The sequence below is a fragment of the Spirosoma aerolatum genome (genome assembly GCF_002056795.1).
GTDB classification, from domain to species: domain Bacteria; phylum Bacteroidota; class Bacteroidia; order Cytophagales; family Spirosomataceae; genus Spirosoma; species Spirosoma aerolatum.
Map to the genome: position 1 here is coordinate 4730955 of NZ_CP020104.1, position 17629 is coordinate 4748583.

General features: G+C 46.3%; 25 protein-coding genes and 1 tRNA gene. 18 read left to right on the forward strand and 8 right to left on the reverse strand.

The genetic code is table 11. The annotated features are described in order from the left end of the window. Positions 1 to 230: 230 nt before the first annotated feature. Both B5M13_RS19585 and B5M13_RS19590 read right to left on the reverse strand, forming a co-directional pair. A complete protein-coding gene (locus tag B5M13_RS19585) occupies positions 231 to 878 on the reverse strand; it encodes a hypothetical protein (RefSeq protein ID WP_080057270.1) in 648 nt (215 codons plus the stop codon). A gap of 134 nt (positions 879 to 1012) precedes the next feature. Then, positions 1013 to 1237, reverse strand: a complete 225-nt coding sequence (locus B5M13_RS19590; RefSeq protein WP_080057271.1) for a hypothetical protein — start codon at positions 1235 to 1237, stop codon at positions 1013 to 1015. Between the two features lie 109 nt (positions 1238 to 1346). Here B5M13_RS19590 and B5M13_RS19595 point away from each other — a divergent pair, with 109 nt between their 5' ends. The 17 genes from B5M13_RS19595 to B5M13_RS19670 all read left to right on the forward strand — a co-directional run bounded on the left by B5M13_RS19595 (position 1347) and on the right by B5M13_RS19670 (position 10892). Next, the gene (locus B5M13_RS19595; protein ID WP_080057272.1) at positions 1347 to 2024 is read left to right on the forward strand and encodes a hypothetical protein; all 678 of its coding nucleotides are present in this window, start codon (positions 1347 to 1349) and stop codon (positions 2022 to 2024) included. Beyond that, the gene (locus tag B5M13_RS19600) at positions 2021 to 2500 is read left to right on the forward strand and encodes an NDR1/HIN1-like protein (RefSeq protein WP_080057273.1); all 480 of its coding nucleotides are present in this window, start codon (positions 2021 to 2023) and stop codon (positions 2498 to 2500) included. Before B5M13_RS19595 ends, B5M13_RS19600 begins: the two co-directional genes overlap by 4 nt. Before the next feature lie 2 nt (positions 2501 to 2502). Further along, complete coding sequence (locus tag B5M13_RS19605) at positions 2503 to 2952, forward strand: hypothetical protein (protein WP_080057274.1); 450 nt, start codon at positions 2503 to 2505, stop codon at positions 2950 to 2952. Then, on the forward strand, positions 2939 to 3295 hold the full coding sequence (locus B5M13_RS19610) for a hypothetical protein (RefSeq protein WP_080057275.1): 357 nt from the start codon (positions 2939 to 2941) through the stop codon (positions 3293 to 3295). Before B5M13_RS19605 ends, B5M13_RS19610 begins: the two co-directional genes overlap by 14 nt. A 43-nt stretch (positions 3296 to 3338) precedes the next feature. Continuing rightward, positions 3339 to 3971: a hypothetical protein gene (locus tag B5M13_RS33515; protein WP_155297300.1), complete on the forward strand. Its 633-nt coding sequence runs from the start codon at positions 3339 to 3341 to the stop codon at positions 3969 to 3971. 106 nt (positions 3972 to 4077) lie between these two features. Then, positions 4078 to 4209 carry a hypothetical protein gene (locus tag B5M13_RS34455; RefSeq protein WP_262508050.1) on the forward strand — a complete coding sequence of 44 codons (132 nt, stop codon included), beginning with the start codon at positions 4078 to 4080 and terminating at the stop codon, positions 4207 to 4209. Positions 4210 to 4257: 48 nt separating this feature from the next. Further along, complete coding sequence (locus tag B5M13_RS19620; RefSeq protein WP_080057276.1) at positions 4258 to 4797, forward strand: hypothetical protein; 540 nt, start codon at positions 4258 to 4260, stop codon at positions 4795 to 4797. Positions 4798 to 4835: 38 nt separating this feature from the next. Next, a complete protein-coding gene (locus B5M13_RS19625) occupies positions 4836 to 5168 on the forward strand; it encodes a hypothetical protein (protein ID WP_080057277.1) in 333 nt (110 codons plus the stop codon). Continuing rightward, positions 5168 to 5890 (forward strand): hypothetical protein, encoded by a 723-nt coding sequence (locus tag B5M13_RS19630; RefSeq protein ID WP_080057278.1) that lies wholly within the window; start codon positions 5168 to 5170, stop codon positions 5888 to 5890. The genes B5M13_RS19625 and B5M13_RS19630 overlap by 1 nt, the downstream gene beginning before the upstream one ends. A gap of 6 nt (positions 5891 to 5896) precedes the next feature. Then, positions 5897 to 6493, forward strand: coding sequence for a hypothetical protein (locus B5M13_RS19635; RefSeq protein WP_080057279.1), 597 nt, complete (start codon positions 5897 to 5899; stop codon positions 6491 to 6493). 1 nt (position 6494) lies between these two features. Next, a complete protein-coding gene (locus B5M13_RS19640; protein ID WP_080057280.1) occupies positions 6495 to 6767 on the forward strand; it encodes a hypothetical protein in 273 nt (90 codons plus the stop codon). A gap of 67 nt (positions 6768 to 6834) precedes the next feature. Further along, complete coding sequence (locus B5M13_RS19645; RefSeq protein WP_080057281.1) at positions 6835 to 7263, forward strand: hypothetical protein; 429 nt, start codon at positions 6835 to 6837, stop codon at positions 7261 to 7263. A 78-nt stretch (positions 7264 to 7341) separates the two neighbouring features. Further along, positions 7342 to 7929 carry a hypothetical protein gene (locus B5M13_RS19650; protein ID WP_080057282.1) on the forward strand — a complete coding sequence of 196 codons (588 nt, stop codon included), beginning with the start codon at positions 7342 to 7344 and terminating at the stop codon, positions 7927 to 7929. Positions 7930 to 7941: 12 nt separating this feature from the next. After that, positions 7942 to 8574: a hypothetical protein gene (locus B5M13_RS19655; RefSeq protein ID WP_080057283.1), complete on the forward strand. Its 633-nt coding sequence runs from the start codon at positions 7942 to 7944 to the stop codon at positions 8572 to 8574. Continuing rightward, positions 8564 to 9823 (forward strand): hypothetical protein, encoded by a 1260-nt coding sequence (locus B5M13_RS19660; RefSeq protein ID WP_080057284.1) that lies wholly within the window; start codon positions 8564 to 8566, stop codon positions 9821 to 9823. The genes B5M13_RS19655 and B5M13_RS19660 overlap by 11 nt, the downstream gene beginning before the upstream one ends. 63 nt (positions 9824 to 9886) lie before the next feature. Then, the gene (locus B5M13_RS19665) at positions 9887 to 10633 is read left to right on the forward strand and encodes a hypothetical protein (protein WP_080057285.1); all 747 of its coding nucleotides are present in this window, start codon (positions 9887 to 9889) and stop codon (positions 10631 to 10633) included. Between the two features lie 22 nt (positions 10634 to 10655). Further along, positions 10656 to 10892 carry a hypothetical protein gene (locus B5M13_RS19670; protein ID WP_080057286.1) on the forward strand — a complete coding sequence of 79 codons (237 nt, stop codon included), beginning with the start codon at positions 10656 to 10658 and terminating at the stop codon, positions 10890 to 10892. An 88-nt stretch (positions 10893 to 10980) separates the two neighbouring features. Here the strand turns inward: B5M13_RS19670 and B5M13_RS19675 are convergent, their stop codons facing one another. The 4 genes from B5M13_RS19675 to B5M13_RS19690 form a co-directional block, all read right to left on the reverse strand. Then, the gene (locus B5M13_RS19675; protein WP_080057287.1) at positions 10981 to 11907 is read right to left on the reverse strand and encodes an STM4504/CBY_0614 family protein; all 927 of its coding nucleotides are present in this window, start codon (positions 11905 to 11907) and stop codon (positions 10981 to 10983) included. A 116-nt stretch (positions 11908 to 12023) separates the two neighbouring features. Then, positions 12024 to 12560 carry a hypothetical protein gene (locus tag B5M13_RS19680; protein WP_080057288.1) on the reverse strand — a complete coding sequence of 179 codons (537 nt, stop codon included), beginning with the start codon at positions 12558 to 12560 and terminating at the stop codon, positions 12024 to 12026. 26 nt (positions 12561 to 12586) lie between these two features. After that, positions 12587 to 13783 (reverse strand): tyrosine-type recombinase/integrase, encoded by a 1197-nt coding sequence (locus B5M13_RS19685; protein WP_245859400.1) that lies wholly within the window; start codon positions 13781 to 13783, stop codon positions 12587 to 12589. Between the two features lie 90 nt (positions 13784 to 13873). Next, positions 13874 to 13950, reverse strand: a tRNA-Ala gene (locus B5M13_RS19690). A gap of 150 nt (positions 13951 to 14100) precedes the next feature. Here B5M13_RS19690 and B5M13_RS19695 point away from each other — a divergent pair. Next, complete coding sequence (locus B5M13_RS19695; protein WP_080057290.1) at positions 14101 to 14355, forward strand: GIY-YIG nuclease family protein; 255 nt, start codon at positions 14101 to 14103, stop codon at positions 14353 to 14355. A 270-nt stretch (positions 14356 to 14625) separates the two neighbouring features. On the opposite strand, the gene B5M13_RS19700 is transcribed toward B5M13_RS19695, so the two are convergent. Together B5M13_RS19700 and B5M13_RS19705 are read right to left on the reverse strand one after the other, a co-directional pair. Further along, positions 14626 to 15249 (reverse strand): C40 family peptidase, encoded by a 624-nt coding sequence (locus B5M13_RS19700; RefSeq protein WP_080057291.1) that lies wholly within the window; start codon positions 15247 to 15249, stop codon positions 14626 to 14628. A 67-nt stretch (positions 15250 to 15316) separates the two neighbouring features. Then, a complete protein-coding gene (locus B5M13_RS19705; RefSeq protein WP_080057292.1) occupies positions 15317 to 17476 on the reverse strand; it encodes a Tex family protein in 2160 nt (719 codons plus the stop codon). Positions 17477 to 17629: the final 153 nt, after the last annotated feature.

Sequence of the window (17629 nt, forward strand, 5' to 3'; positions counted from 1 at the left end):
TCTTCAATTTTGGGCCTACACCGAAATGGCAGACTGTTATAGCTAGTATACTCTGTCCTTCCTCTGCTCTGTTGCCTTGGCCTGAAGAATACATTTTTACACGTTTGATCTGTGATGCTTTAATCTGGGCTGCTTCAAGTCGCGTTATATTTGAATTAATGAAACTTGGCAGGAGTAGATTAACATAACGGCACTTATAAAACAATTTTAAACATCGTATCTATATGACTTCAATAATCATTTCGCGGTATCTTTATCTTTTCAATAGCAAGAATCAGTAGATCGTTTTCTATATGTTCGCCTTCCAAACATGCCTCCAAATACTCGTGGGTGCTGTTCCAAATGGAGTATCGTAACCTTCGAGTTTTGTCATATAGATCAATATATTCGTCGTTTCCCTTTTTCAAATAACGCCACTCTGCTTTAATCTCTCCTTTCACAAGCTCCCCTAACAATACTCCAAGTTCGCTAGCAATGTCAATTAAACCTTTGTTTTTAATGTATGACACTATTTTTTGGTGTAAGTTTTGATAATAAGTTTCATCGGTTTCGTCAATGTTAAAGCCAATGGCATTATTTAAGACATCGATATAATATTGAGCATACTTCTCTAAATCTTTCATTTTATTGTCTAATGGAACATCTTTTGTGATTTTCAATAGCTTTATTATAGCATCTTTATTTTTATTGAAAATAGTTATGTCTTCAAAAACCAAGCTATCTCCATATCCACTCGCCATAGCCATTACTTTCCCATTATTTAAGGAAAATATTGTGATTGGAATATTGAATAATGTTTCTTCAACATATGAAGTGAAACCAGTCTTGATAAGATAATCAAGAGAATCTTGAAATTTAAGTAATTTGACTTTTTCCATGACTAAGTTTAAAAAGGAGAAGATTAGAATAATCAAAAATATCCCTTTACATAAAATTAGTTATAAAACCCGTCTGGAAATTATACAAAATACAAACGGTGGCCAAATGAGCCACCGTTTGTATTTAAAGAATATTATTGATTCAGCACTTTCAGGCTTATGGGTTGGCCGATGTGTTCAATGATTCGCCGGGCTACTCTGGGCGGGAATACCTGTTTACCTTTCGCTTTCCAACCAATCTCCTGCTTTATCTCCTCAATCCACGATTCAAATACTTCGATAGAAACCCCGTCGTACATCGTCAAAAAATCCTGTTTGCAAAATTTGGCTTGGGTCTTAACTCCGGTTTTCTCGCTCATATTGGTACTAACTAGGGTTTTCGGGCGAATTGTCCGACTAAGTTACTTATACCTAAATCAATAGCAAAATCAATACTAATCTTGTGTCGTTCAACACAGCAAGGTTAGTATGGCTGACATTAATACTGTTTACGCTGGCATACTGGAATACTTCGACCCAAAGGCTGATAGTGGTGTCCCAAACTTTAACGGGAATATCTTCAATCCAGAAGGTACTAATAAATGGCTCGAAGAAATGCCGTTCTGGTCTGAACTGGATGCAATCAATAAAGCATCTAGTTCAACCATTCAAGCGGTTAAGGTAGCCTATACGGGTACGACTCAGACCGAACGAAACCAGTGGTTAACCGACCGGATTACGGCTATTGATAACCGGGTTTCCTTCATAAAAGGCCGGGTTAACCAACTGCTTAACAGTTTAAAGAATTGGGGTGATCCTACCTATGATGCCTTGCTAAAAACGTTTAATGCGGCTGTTTCGACGGTTCCGGTTGTGGGACAAGTGGTCAATTACTTCGTCGGTAAGCAGCAAACGGCGCAAGCTATTCAACAGCTTCAAGTACAGCAACTTATAAAGGAGTACACGGCAGACCTGTACCAAACCGGGGAAATCCGGGCCGCACTGGTGAAGGAGCTAAAAGCGGCTCCATCGACAACCACCAAACCAGACCTTACCGGACAAGCTGGCGCACCAAACCCGAACGCTATTTATTACTGGCTGGCTGGTTTCGCGCTCCTGTTCCTGCTGTTTGTCTATCTCAAAAAACGCAACCGTCGTAAGCGATGAACAAGAAAGGTTTCATACTCATAGCGGCTATCGCTTTACTAGTCCTTTGGATTCTTTACAAGGTCAACACAGCCCAACGACTCATTTTTGACTTGGGAGTACCGCAACAGATTTCCATACAATCGGGGGCGTTGACGTTCATTTTGCCGGTTCGGATAACCAACAACTCAAGCGGTTCTATCCGTATCAAATCGGCTGATTTCGATGTGTTATCGTCGGGTAAAGTGATTGGCCGGGCGTTGGTCACTCAGGCAATTACAACCGCGCCAAAAGCCGTAACGGTAATGCCTGTTAGTGTTACCATCGGTTTGTTGGACACTATCAGTGCAGCCAGTACTATCTGGGCGTCGTTACAGGCCGGAAAAGTTAATCTGACCTTAGACGGGCTAGTTTATGCCGAACTGTTCCAATTCCCTGTAAAACAGTCCTTTGACCTGCAAAGCGACTTGCTGAAAAACTTCACCAAAATTTTCTAACGATGAATGAAGAAGTAGACCTTTCAGGCATTTCCGATGCAGACATACGGGCGTATCTGCTCGACATGGGTATCGACCCAGATAAGGCGTTAAGTGATTCGGATAAAGCCACGATTACACAAAGCAAAACGACCGCGCAACAAACGGGCAATTCTAAGCTCATCAACACGGTCAACACAATCTTAGGCTTTATCAATACCGAGATTGGCGTACTGTCGAAAAACGGGATAATCGGCAAACAACAGCTTTCCAGCACCTACCCTACGCTGGGCAATCTGGCCGGTAGCAGTTCGACCGACACCACCAACACCGACAACGCACCCGATACCAGCAACCGCGTTTTTAACATCGACTTTACCAGCCCGACCACGTTGATTATCGTTTTCGGGGTTGTTGTCCTGCTCTTTTACTTCCTCTTTTTTAAACCAAAATCTAAAAATGGCAAACGTTAGAATTGCTCAGATTGGGCAGGTACGGGCCAACCGACCTATCTACGAAATCGCATTGAATGGGCGCAAATTCGCGGCTATTGTGAACTACGCGAATCAGGTAGAGTTTGCAGGCCCGGCAGTTATCCGAAGTCTTGGAATTTCGTCGATTTACGCCGATACGCTCGAACGCTCCCTAAACACCGAAATCGTTTCGGCGCTGGGTTTTACGGGTTCGCAGACCTTTTACGATAGCCGGTTTCCGTATCAGCAAATAGGCACCGGACTAGCCTTTGTTACGGACTTCCTGCCGTATCTGGGTTGGAAATCGCTTAACCCGGCCAGCTTCGTAAATCGGGTTATTTAATCACCTTCTCTTTCCTCTTTTTTACCAGTAAACAACAAATACAATGGCAGATGTAAAGATTTCCCAGATGGGGCAACAGTCCGCTAGTTTACCCTTTTACGAAGCGGTGCTGACAACAACCGGACGAAAGTATGTTATCGGTTGCGATGGTGGCGGGGTTATGCTCGTTAAAACCCGGCAATGGCTCCTGAACATGGGCTATGCTCAGGCTTTGGCAAACCAGTTTGAAGACGGGGCCGATGCCGATATTAAAGCGGCTCTCAAACTGAGTGCCAGCAACACCACCAATTTAGATAGCCGTTTCCCGGTTGCTAGTCTGGGTGATGGTTTCCAAATGGTTACAGGTTACGACCGTACAACGGGCTGGGCATCTGGCTACCCTAAAGATACCATTACGACAACTTGGGGGGCTTCTGGCTCTGGTTCGTCGGGTTCAGGTAGCGGTTCGTCGGGTTCGGGTAGTGGTTCGTCTGGCTCCGGTTCATCGGGTTCGGGTGGCTCGACCGATACGGGCGGAACTGTGACCTACCAAGCCGCAACGATTGGCGAACAGATAACGACCTTCCTATCGAACTACTGGTGGGTAGTGGTTATTCTGGCTCTGCTCCTGCTCTGGAATCCAATCATTGCTCCAGCGTTGGGCATGGGTAAAAAGCGTAAACGCTCCTATCGGTAAGAACCAACAAGGGCAACGTCAATAAGGCCCAACAACGGAGCCGGGCAATGTCAATAAGACCCGGCCATATATCAACCTCATTCATTTTTTAACCTCTCTTACAGCAATGGCAAAAGCACCTAAAAAGCCTAAAAAATCGGCTCCTATTTCGTCTTGGGAACGGTATGATGAAAAGAAGGCTCAGTTCGATAAGGACAAGCGAAAAAAAGACGCGCTGATTAAGAAGCACTCTAAGTAAGTCAATAGCCCGGCTCTATCATCGGGGCCGGGCTAAACCTCTAAGCCGATGGACAATACACAGGACGCAATCAGCTACTTACGCCATTACAAAACCCCGTTTTGGCGGATAATGAACGGTTCGGCTAAGGTTGGCGAGTATGCCGCAAACGACAACTTAGAACAGTCGATTGCAGACTTTCAAACGGCCTTAACCTTCCTTCCGGCTGGCACGTACAAGCTCAAAGCCGCAGACAAACCCGATAAGTACAACGGGGCATTTGAAACCACCTTCACCAAAGGCCAAAACAGCCCGGCTATGCAACAAAATTCGTTTCAGGCTCCATCTACCAATGCTTACGGAATTCCTGACCACGTAAAGCGGGAAATTGAAGCACAGGCCCGTAAAGACTTTATGCTCGAACAGCTAACCAATGAGGTTCGGGAATTAAAGGAAACAGTTCGAAAAATCGAACAATACCTTAAAGAAGATGCAGACGGAGACGGTACACCCGACATTTTCCAGACCGCTAAAAATGCAGCCGACACGGTGCAAAAGGTTGGCGAAATCAAGAAAGTATTCACCGGCTCAAGTGTCTTTGGTGACTGATCTAGCCAAAGCCCTACAAGCCTATTATAACCTCAAAAATGGAACAAACTACTAAGCAAATCGAACTTACCCAGGAATACGTTTTGAGTCAATTAAAGCGACTCTATAAAGCCTTAGAGAAATCCTTTAGTAATCCCGATGCACCGGGCGAAGGTTCAGTAAAAGCTATTGAAATAATTGAAAATCTGGCGGATATGATCGAAGAAGACCCGACCATGATTAAGGCCGTTCTGACCGAAAACAACCTACGCGCTCTGAAATCTTTGCAGGAGAAACAAGCAAAAGGGGGCGTTGGCATTCTCGACTTCTTCAATGCTTTCCCCGACATCGGCAACGCTGTCAAGCAATCGTTTAACCCGTTCAAAAAGTAATGGAAACTAACTCGTTCAAATCGCAAATCGACGTTAACAAAGTGCTGTTCTGGGTACTACTGCTTTATCTGTTCTGGCAGATAAAACGCGGCTGGGATAAGAGCAAAACGCAGGTATATTCGGAGAATGCCGGTTCTGATCTGTCTACCCAACAGGCTATCCAATTTCGGCAAGCCATGAACCCAAGCGGTTCAGGTTGGCTAATGAGCTTTGACGGAACCGATACCGCGTCCATTCTGGCAACGGCGGCACAAATCAAAAGTTTTGCCGATGTGTCACAGGCGTACCGGGCGTTGTACGGTGACGATCTGACCAGCGATCTAACGAACGAGTTGAGCCGGGAAGATTTGGCCCAATTATGGGCAATCATCAACGGAACGAAGGCCACCACGACCACCGGGGGAACCAGCACCGGAACAACATCCGGCACGACCACCAGCCAACCCACAACCACTACCCCAACGGGCAAAACGGTAACAGCTACTACTACAGCCAATATCCGAATTGATAAAGCTCCCTACGCCGTAGAAACAGACTTCTTAGGCCGAAACATTCAGGCTAAGAAAGGACAGGTACTTGGTAAATACGTCTCGGAAAAAGTCATTCCCGATGTACCCAACAAAGGCAACCGAAACACCTTTGTTCGTTATGCCGAAACCTCATTAGGCGGTTTAGTTACCTCCTATCACTGGATAGTTAAAACCGCAGTCTCGATTAAATAACGACTTATGGCACTGGCATACGAAAGCAAAGTACCGGCTTCTTACCGGGCGGCATTTGTCGAAAAGGTTAAGGCGATCTGCTTAAGGCTGGGGATAAATCCAGATTGGCTAATGATCGTGATGGACTTTGAGAGTGCGGGCAAATTCACATCAACCGTAACCAATTCAGGTTCCGGGGCCGTTGGTTTAATCCAGTTTACCGAAAGCGGCATTAGTGGTTTAGGGGTTACGCTGGCGCAATTGAAGGCCATGACCGCCGTACAACAATTGGACTATGTAGAGAAGTATCTAACGCCCTACAAGTCAAAGTTTGCAACGGTCTATGATGTGTACCTAGCGGTGTTTGCCCCGGCTTATCTGGGTAAACCTGATGCAACTATCGTCTATACGAAATCGGCAACCACCGACATTGGTAAACGTCGGTATGAGTTAAATAAAGCCTTAGACACGAATGGAGACGGAAACATTACCATTTGGGAAATCAAACAGGTAATCAGAAACCGGGTTCCTATTACGGTCGATTCGGGCGTAAGTCCCGAAAACAAAGTCCTGCCAATTCTGGCACTCATAGTAGTTTCTTTCCTCTTTTTTAACCGTTCATAAAATGGCAAAATTGTTCACCTCGATTACTGAATCCGGGCAGGTTGTGGCACCCGTTGCGGCAAAATCAACGCTCATCAATACGGGTAGCCGGAATATGTTTCTAACTACTACCGAAACCGATACGGCGTTAAGTGGCTTATCCGACGAAGCCAAACAAGGCGTAAAGAATGCACTCTATGGCATTAAGCCAGGCGAAGCTAAAAGCCTAGCGGCAGGTACGTACAATCTCACTTTAGATTGGAGTGGCAGTGCCGTTTTTCTGGTTGAAAGTTAAGCCGCACCAGCACTGACCCGATAGGTTAATCAACAACTTTCCTCTCACTGTCTAACAGGTTCAAATCATGACAAAACAATTTGTAAAACGCAGTCAATTTCAGTTCATTACGCTTGCGCCGGGGGTTGCTCAAACGCTCGATGTACAAGGCGACGAAGTCTATATTACGGTTGACCATGCATCAACCGCATCCATTCTTTTTGCAACGGCGCGAGAACTGGAATTTCAAAAGTTCCTAACCGCCAATAGCATAACTGCCAACAACGCGTTTACTGAAATCTACATGACCAATGCGAATAAACGTGTCCCCATAGGCACGACAGTAGACGCAGCATCAGCGGCAATTGGCTATAATATCGACCCTAATTTTTCACTTTACGGCTATAAGGAAAAGATAAGCCTGCGCATTCATCCTTCTTCGGCGTCCGGGGCTGCAAACGTTCGGATACTGATTGAAACGGTTCACTACGTTCCGGCTGACATGATAGCCGCTTAATGGCCGGTTCATCCGCTTAGTCCTTCACAGGCCGGGGCCACCGTCCCGGCCTTTTCTCTGTTCAACCTTCCTCTTTTTATGAAACCGTTTCTATTCGTACTGCTGGCAGTACCTACCCTTCTATTTGCCCATCCGCCAACCAATGCCCCTAACGGCTTGCTCTATGCCGATAGAGTACCAGCTCCCTACCGGGCCGCGTTTGTCGCTCAGGTAACGGAAATAGCCGGACGATTGCAGGTTAAACCCGAATGGCTGATGGTTGTGATGTGCTTTGAAACGGCGGGAACGTTTCGGGCAAACATCAAAAATCCCTATTCCGGGGCCGTTGGTCTGATCCAGTTTACCAAATACGGTATCCGACGTTTAGATACCACCGTTGGCAAATTAGGCCGGATGGATGCCATCGAACAGCTTGTTTGGGTAGAGCGATATTTTGCCCCCTATGCCGGGCAAATGCACAGCGTTTACGATTGCTATATCGTAGTATTTGCCCCGGCTTATCTGGGTAAACCTGACCGGCAAGTATTGTACCGCGCTGATGGGCCAACGGCTTTAGACCGTAGGCGATACCGCTATAACAAAACGCTCGATACCAACCGCGACGGGCTAATTACCATAGCCGATGTAAAGAGCCAGATACGGCGGTTGGTTCCTTCCACTATTTAATCAGTCCTACACATGAGAACCTACGAAATCGAAGATAAAGAAGCCGAATTAAAGGCCGAATTAGCCCGGCTTGCGTTAGAGAAAACCCAACAGGCCGAACGCGAACGGGAAGAGAAACTAGACCAGATTGCCGGGTATGAAGAACAGGCCCAAATCTACCGCCAACAGGCCGTAAAAGCCTTATCCGACGATGACAAACAACGGCTTTACCGCTATGCCGATGATGCCGAAACACAGGCCCAAGAATTACGAAAAGAGCTAGGTTTAGTGACTCCTGAACAATTGCAGGATGATGAAACCGACAAACAAAAAAAGACCCGGTATCGGTTAACTGATCTGCTCCGTAAAGCTCTGTTTTTCTACCTGACCTACTTGCTAGGCGACTACGGTAGTGCTATCGTCGAACAGGGTTTTTTGTCCTTTGCGCTCAAGTCCGTAACATCTATTTTCTATGCCGTTACGATTACCTTGGGCGGTTCATGGTTGGCTTACTCCATATTGTCTCCGTTCCTTTCCGAGTACATTCTAAAGGACGTTCGCGCCGATTTTAAACAGGCTGGACCAACGGTTCGGCTTGCCCTCCTGCTGGGTTTGTTCTTTTCCATTCTGTTCGTTCTGGCAACGCTGGCAACTCATGGCAACTAACCTAACCCTAACCGCACCGTATGAACAATGCGTTTACCAGCGCAATGCCGATAACAGTGCCTTAATTCCGATAACAGGCAATGCACCGGGGGCAAGCGAAGTAACAGCAACCTTTGAGGCTGTGCTGGTTGGCGACGTTCAGACGTTAGCCAATGCCGTTCCGATTACGGCTACTATTCCGGTAAATGCTGACGGTTCGTTTTCTAACAGCGTATCGGTTCCGGGCGGCTGGTACAAACTCACCGTTTCGGCTGGCAGTCAACAGGCAGTTATCAGTCGGGTAGGCGTTGGCGAAGTGTTCATAAAATTCGGACACAGCTATATGGACGGGGGGCATGATGCTACCCACCAGCTACCAGCCAACGACGAACGGGTAATTACCTTGCTCGATGACATGGTAAGCCGCAATTACCAGTTTGGTAAGCTAACCGGAAAGGTTGGGCCAATGAACGGCACTCCTGATGCTTGGGGACAATTTGGCGATCTGCTGGTAAAACGGCTCAACGTGCCGGTACTGATCTACGGTTGTGCGTATGGCGGTTCTAACCTGAAGATGAATTTAGAAGTTATTCACGGTTTACCCCTTACCCACGAACCACCGGGCTATGCCGGGCCACAAAGCCGCCAACCCTTTGCACCCTTAGAAACCGTTCTAACCAACTACGTGCCTAAAACTGGCGTTCGTGCCATTCTGGTAGAGCATGGATATAACGACCGGGGAACCAGCCGGGAAACCTTTCTAAGCGAACTGAACGAGTTCTTTAGCTATGTGCGCCAACATTGGCAAGTAGACCGTTTGCCGATTGTGATGGTACAAGAACAGTTAACCGCCGTTCCTGGCTCCTTGTATGACATTCCGACCGCGCAGGCACAGCAAGATTTTATGGCAACCTTTCCAGCCGTTTGGAAAGGGCCGGATTTTAACGGTTCGGCATGGGACGGGCTATTTACCAACCATGACCATTTATACGGGTATATGATTGATCTGTTTGCCCAACAATGGGCCGATAGCCTAACCCCTTCATTTTTTGCCCAATCTATACCCTATCTGGCTAAAGATGTTCCGGCCATGATCGACAGTAGTACCGATGCCGTAGCCAACGCACCGACTGGCATACAGGCCATTGATTGGGTACTATTGATCTTTACGGGTATCGTGTTCGTGCTGTTCTACATCCGACGCAACCGAACGATAGGTATAAGTTTTTTACTGCTGGCTCTCCTGTGTTTGGCTCGATTAGTCCGGTAGTGTTCCATGAAGCAGATAACAGCCGGGGCGTTGCTCTGGCTGTTTCTTAAACCACCTATTCGTATGATAGCAGATTTAGAAAAGGCAGGGATATTCCGGCAGATAACGACCGAAAACCGGCCTACGTTGGTCTTAGCGGCTCCGTTGCTGATTACCGTTACACCGGCTGTTCTGAAATCTTTACATAAGGCTTATCCCAAAAGCTCAGAAACCGGGGGCGTTCTGTTTGCCTATCCCGATGCTCAGGCCCGAACGCTCAGGATTACCAAATGGGTACAACTACCGAACCTGCTAGACGATCCACGAAAAGCCTATGCAACCAGCAAAACCGCGTTAAGCTCTGTTTTATCGGATTGCATCAATTCGGGGGCTTTACCGATTACCTTCCATACGCACCCTGTAACCGACACAGGTGATACAGCCTATGATAGTCAAGGTATAAAGTTTTATGACCGTACCAGTTCGGCAGATAGGCACAATTCGTACTTACCAATTACTATCGAAGGCCGTACCGTCGTAATGCCATCGGCTTTGTTAGTTGGCGATAATAAGGATGCCACCAGCACCCATATAAGCCTGTACAGTGGATTTATTGCGCCAATGTCGTTACGGGCGTTACGCGATGCCGAAAAGTACTATTTGTTTGTTGCCGGGGGGATTCTGCTTATCCTGTTTGCGCTGGGTAAAGTTGGGCGGCATGCCGCGCTATACTGCTTACTACTGGCTTGTGTGGTGTTCTATATCGAAGAACGTAAAAGGCCGCGCTACTCGACCGATACAGACGGCAACCTGTTAATTCTGCTTCCTTAGTTTCACTTAAACTTTCCTCTATATGATTACTCAAGACAATATTACATTAAGCCAACGGCTTGCGGCTCCTACGCCTAAATTCTTCAAAACGCTCCGTACAATCGGGCTAACGTTAGCGGCTGTCGGTGGCGCCGTAATAGCCGCGCCGGTAGCTCCGATCATTGCCACCATTGGCGGGTATCTGCTCACAGCCGGAACGGTAGCCAGTGCCGTATCTAGCTTGCCCGTTGACTTTAATAAGCTGAATGAGCAACAGTAAATAGTTACTTATCTTATATTTATCAAACGAAGGGAGCTATTTCAAATAGTAGCCCCCTTCGTTTGATAAATCACTATGAAGACAGATTCTACTTTATCCCACTCTGTTCAACTAAAAAAATTATATTAGAACCTGTCAAGTTTAAGCCATATCTAGTCATATCATCACTAACAACAATTGGCGTTTGTCCTTGTCCATGTCCACTAGTTTTATTTCTAATAGTTGGCACACCACTAATCAACATATTTTGTAGTCCAGTAAATTGATTTTGTGTAAATGCAGGAACAAGATTATTCTGAAATAATATGTTAATTAAAGTACTAGCAGTATCTGTTTCTTTATAGTTCCAACCTTTTTCTTTACAAATTATCTTCATTGTGCTTTCAAAAGCTTTTAGGCATTCTGTTAAACATTCCTTGTTTCTATTATGTCTGTAATGCTCATGTGCCTTGAGATACTCTTCGTTAGCTCCTTCAAATTTTGAATTTGCCAATAAGCCCAAAACAGGTTTAACTATCTCAGAATGAACATAAGTAGAATCAACTCTAATAATTTCGTTACCCTCAAATTGATAACCAACTCCACTTTCCTTTAATCTGCAATTCAATTCATTTATTGCAGCGTCAGGCGAACATTTAATTTTATTATTCGTGGAATAGTCATCATCATCTCTTATGACCCCATTAATGAGTCCAAAAAATAGCTCTACAACATCAATAACTCTATCAACATTCGATTCTTGCTTAAAAAATAGAAAAATTCTATCGCTATAAGAGAGATTATAATTACCTACCAATGACTCTAATCCATATTCTCGACAAAGAGTATTGTGAACCCATATATATATATCGCCTGACTCCAACTCGCTTGAATATTCAGCTTCTCCTACAACATCTTGAATAATAAAAATTATTTGCATTCGTAATTTTTGTGATATTTCATCGTAGGTAAATACGTCGATTGGCCCTTCGCGAAGTAACTTTTGTCTCTTTGAGTATAAATCGTATACTGGCATACTAAAATAATTGGTTTATTCTGTTTATTTCTTCATGCTAATATAATAAATCTATTTTTAAGATGTAAAAAAGCCCAACCATTAAAGTCGGGCTTTGTGATCGAGCTAGTTAAAGCTTATTTTTTTAGGTCTCGTTCTAATACATCACTCTTTGCATCAACAAGGTGAACTGTAAGATTTACACCTCGATTACTCTCAGGCGCTTTTTCAATTCGCTCAGAGAAAGGTTCAACATTGTAGAAATAGACTTTTTCGGTTTTGTATAAATCTCCGTTTGCCTTAATGTAGTTGACATTTGCGGCTAAAAAATCAAATCTATATTTCGTAGGGTTCTGCAACTTTACTGTTATTTCTCCTAAATAGCCTACTCCATCCGATTTATAGTCGTCAATGGTAACAGTTATTTTTCTTACTTCATTTTGCACCCGTAATCGCTCTGGGGAATAGTCCAACGCGCTATCACTTGTCATCTCTTCAACCTTGTCCTGCTTAAGTTTGGGGGAATTATGCGGCTGCTTACTTGCCTTAGCTTCTACTCGTTCAGCTTTAAGCTCTTTAATTTCAGCTTCTAAATCATCAATCCTTTGTTGTTGTTTGTCATCAGCACAACAGAATAAAATAGTGGCAAGGCATAAGCCTAATAAGTACTTCATAGTGAACGGGGGTTATGGTGAACGGATTAAATAAACTTTTCATAAATCTCATCATCGGCAAAAGCGGCCAAACGACGGGTATAAATCTCCATCGTTCTATACTCCGTAAAGCCGTTTTGTAATTGCAGTTTCTTCGGATTAATACCTAGCCGGATAGCTTTAATATTGCCGGTATGCTTCCAGCCGTAGACGGTATATTTGCCCGTAATCTTTAAGTCTGTAAGGATTTTTTTGTGTCGGTGGTAAAAGTGGTTTTTACCAACCGGAACCGGGCCGGGTTTACCATCCTGACCAAAAACATAGTGTTCAGCCGGAAACGAACGAAGCTCTAAAAAGTCGATTAACTCAGTTAAGGGCTTAGGCAAGGTTGGCGTTTTGGTAATGCTGGTTTTCGACCGACCGGGCCGGATCATAACCGACCGTTCGCGCAAATCGCCAACTTTCATTAGTCGGACTTCTTTACCGGGCCGGGCAAAGCAGTAATGCACGAAGTAGATGAATAGCAGTAGTGTATAATCCTGCCGTTTCTCTATCTCTGCAAAAATCTGTGTTGCCTGTTCGTCGGTGTACGGTTCGTGTAGCTCCGATTCCTGCTTATGCACTAATTCCAAATCATTAGCCGGGCTAACATCGAAACGTTTACGGCCTTTCTTGGTGTAATACAGGAAAAAGGATTTTACCAGCCCTATTTCTTTACGTCGTGTAGTTGGGTGGCTGTGGAGCTTTAAAATGTAGTCTCGATACTTTTCACACAGTTCGGGCGTAAAGTCTTCAGTAGCTATTTGGCCTAGCTTATTCTTCTGAACAAAGGCTGTCAGCTTATCACCGAAGTTACGGTAAACCTTATACGATTCGGGCGTACTAAGCGACGTTTCCTTATCCCCCAAATACCGTTTTAAATCATCTAGCAGTAAGTGCGTATCCGGCTTGGTTACTGAGGTAGGCTTTTTCACTCCCGGCTTAATATCGGGGTTGTAAACCGCGCCATTCTCTAACTGCTGATTGATGAAGCGTTCCCACTTCTGAGCTTCCTTTAATCGGTCGTCTTTCTTCTTTAGTTTATTGAAGTGCCGACTAAAGAAACGGCGTTCACATTGCTGGGTTTTAACATTCCATTGGTAGAACTCTAAAAGCCATGTTTTTGAGGTGTCGTAATCGAAGTGGTAAAGTTTACAAAGTCGGAAGGGTGGTATTGATTGAGAGTTGTTTTTCGGCAACTCCATAAGGGTACTTGTTAAGCGATTTGTTAAATTGAGGTGGCTGAACATGATAAATCCTGTTTTCCGGGCTGGAAAGCAGGATTTAGGGGTGTTTGGTGGAGAATATCGGATTCGAACCGATGGCCTCTACAATGCCATTGTAGCGCTCTAGCCAACTGAGCTAATCCCCCGTTTTGTGGGTGCAAAGATGATGAAAAAATCTACTCATCCAACTCCAATAGCCATTTTTTTTACTCCAGTCAATATACTTTCCCGCCTACACGGTTAATGTTTGTTTTCTGTTATCAAATGTGTAGTTTTGACAATAGTCTAGTAACCGTATGCATACCGTTTATATCATATACAGCCCTACCATCGACCAGTACTTCATTGGTCAGACTAAGGACCTCCGCATCACCCTGTGGCAACACAATGCCAAAACCAACCCGGCCACAGCCGATGGGAAACCCTGGGAAGTGAAGTTTACGCAGCAGTTCCCAACCCGAAACGAAGCCCTAAGTCTGGAAATGAAGTTGAAGAAAAAAGATCGCGCCCACTGGGAAGAACTCATCAATAGCACCCAGCCAACCGTCTGAACTCATCCACCATTGTATAGAAAAACCGCTCCAGAGAGCGGTTTTCGTTTTTTAGTTCTTATTCATTTCAGTATCATAAGCATTTATATGCCATCTCTCAACAGTAATATGCGTGCCGTAGGTACGATACTGTTAATCAATTTCGTACCTACGGCACGCCTTATGCAGTCAATCTGGTTGTAGCTGCAAACATTGGATCGCTACGCAATTAGTTAGTCTGAAAACCTCTTAGTTAAAGGCGCATTCGTTGTTGGCAGTACCCACTATTCATCAAAATGGCCGCAGAGCTTTGACGAAACGGCCTTTGAAATAATCGCTGTATAGGTTGTCTTCACGTACACCCCGTGAAGACGACGCGTGGATAAACCGGATTTCCTGAGCGCCGTTTACCTCTGTCACAATACCCGTATGCGAGACATACCCCGCCTGCCCCTTATCGGGAACAAAGAAAATCAGATCACCGGGCAGAATTTCGGCCACTTCTACTTCATGCCCCACTTCCGACTGCTGCCACGATATCCGTGGCATTCGCAGGCCAACCGTGTTGAACACGGCAAAGACTAATCCAGAGCAATCGATCCCATCGGTCGTGTTGCCCCCCGAACGATACGGCGTACCCGTGTAGGTTCGGGCAATTTTCACGACCTCAGGTACGTATCGATTTTCGTACGTTCGCGAATCCACGACCCTACCCGTAGGTTTGGCCGGAACAGCGGGAGGACGAGCAGGCGTCTTACCCGTTGACGCACGACGGGCAACAGGCTTAGCCGATGATGGACGACGACTGACGGAGGGGCCCGACGAACGGAGGGCTTCGCAGGAAGAAAGCAATGAAAGCAGGCAGGCGCTCAGCAGAACGGGACCGACAGTAGCCCGGAACCAGCGTTGTTGCATACGGATTGGGGTTTGGATCGTAAGTGCCTTTAAGTAACGCGAAAGCACATAGGAACAATGCAACCTATCAAAATTTCATCGATAATCCAATACGTTTACGGGCTTTATCGACTTCCATCACCTTAACTTTTACTTTCTGGTGCACCTTCACCACCGTTTTCGGGTCCGAAACAAAATGGTTGGCCATCTGCGAAACGTGTACCAGACCATCCTGCTTCACACCAATATCGACAAAAGCACCGAAGGCCGTAATGTTGGTCACGACCCCTGGTAGCACCATACCCTCGTGCAAATCATCGACCGACCGAACGCGGGCATCGTATTCAAACACCGACAATTGCTCACGTGGATCACGACCGGGTTTGGCAAGCTCAGCCAGAATGTCGCGCAGGGTGGGTAAACCGGCGGTATCAGTCACGTATCGCTCGGGTTTGATCTGCTGACGTAATTCGGGGCGACGAATCAAGTCTGTTACGGTGCTGTCCGCATCTTTGGCCATACGTTCTACAATGGCATAGCGTTCGGGATGAACGGCACTATTATCTAACGGATTTTTAGCTCCTTCGATACGTAAGAATCCGGCACACTGCTCAAATACCTTTGGTCCGAGCCGGGCTACTTTTTTCAACTGATCGCGCGAACTGAAGGCACCGTGTTCGGCCCGGTACGCAACTATGTTATTTGCTAACTGTGGGCCTAAACCTGATACATACCGAAGCAGATACGCACTAGCGGTGTTGAGCGATACCCCTACCTGGTTCACGCAGCTTTCAACCACCATATCCAGACTGGTTTTTAAATCGGTCTGGTCAACGTCGTGCTGGTACTGCCCAACGCCAATGGATTTGGGGTCTATCTTAACCAGTTCGGCCAGTGGGTCCATCAGTCGGCGGCCAATACTGACGGCTCCGCGAACCGTTACGTCGTGGTCTGGAAATTCGCTCCGGGCCACTTCCGATGCCGAATAGATAGAAGCGCCCTGTTCACTTACCATAAAGATGGGGATTCGTTCGCCCGATGGTTTGGTGAGGTTCTGGCTTTGAATAAACTCTTCCGCTTCCCGCCCAGCTGTTCCGTTTCCGATCGCAACCGCATCGATCTTGTACTGAGCAACTAATCTCTGAACTACCTGCGCGGCCTGTTGGCGCTGCGCTTCGGATTGGGTCAGGTATAATACCGTATCGGTCAACAAATTACCCTGGGCGTCCAGACAAACTGTTTTGCACCCCGTTCGATAGCCGGGATCGATAGCCAATACCCGCTGCTGACCGAGGGGAGGACTCAGCAGCAACTGCCGCAGATTTTCCGCAAAAATCCGAATAGCCTCGGCATCAGCCTTTTCTTTCGAACTATTGGCAAATTCGGTTTCAAGCGATGGTTTGAGCAGTCGTTTGTAGCCGTCCCGAATTGCCAGGGAAAGCTGTTCCTTACAGGCCGGCGTTCCCGACCGTTCGGCAACGAACTGCCGCTCAAGCCGTTCGATAGCCGCGTCTTCATCGGGGCCGATGCTCACACTCAAAAAGCCTTCGGCTTCTCCTCTACGCAGGGCCAGCAAGCGGTGCGAGGGTACGCGCCGAAGGGGTTCGGCAAAATCGAAGTAATCTTTAAATTTTATCCCTTCTGTATCCTTGCCCTTTTTGACGACCGATCTGATGATAGCTTCGCGGTCGAACAGGTTCCTTATGCGTTGTCGGGCGTCGGTATCTTCACTAATGCGTTCGGCCAGAATATCGCGTGCCCCCTGCAACGCATCCTCTACGGTCGGCACTGCATCCGACAAATAGCGCTGGGCAATTCGTTCCAGATCCGGTTCCCGTTGCGCCATCAGCAGGTTGGCCAGTGGCTCCAGCCCGCGCTCAATCGCCAGCACGGCACGGGTTTTCCGCTTTTGTTTGTAGGGTAAATACAGGTCCTCCAGATCGACCAGCGAATCGGTAGTTTCAATTTTCTTACGCAGTTCGGGAGTAAGTTTCCCCTGCTCGTCAATGGCTTTCAGGATAGCTTCCCGGCGTTTGTCGAGTTCAAGTAGTTTTTGATAGGTTTCCCGGATTTGTCCAATCTGCACTTCATCGAGAGGGCCACGATCGGGCGAGGTAGTAGCTTCTTTGCGGTATCGGGCAATGAAGGGGACGGTAGCTCCGCCGTTGAGTAATTCGATGGTAGCAGCCACTGCCCGGTTGTTCAGGCCGAGCCGGGCAGCTACCCGTTGGTCAATAGATAGGGTCATTAATAGTCATTGGTTGTCATTTACTGGTGATTGATAGTCATTGGTTGTAAAACGATGAATGACTATCAATCACCAGTAAATGACCAATTGGTTCGTCCACAAAAATGGCGCGGGAAACTGATAGGGCAAAAAAAAACATGCCTTGAGGCATGT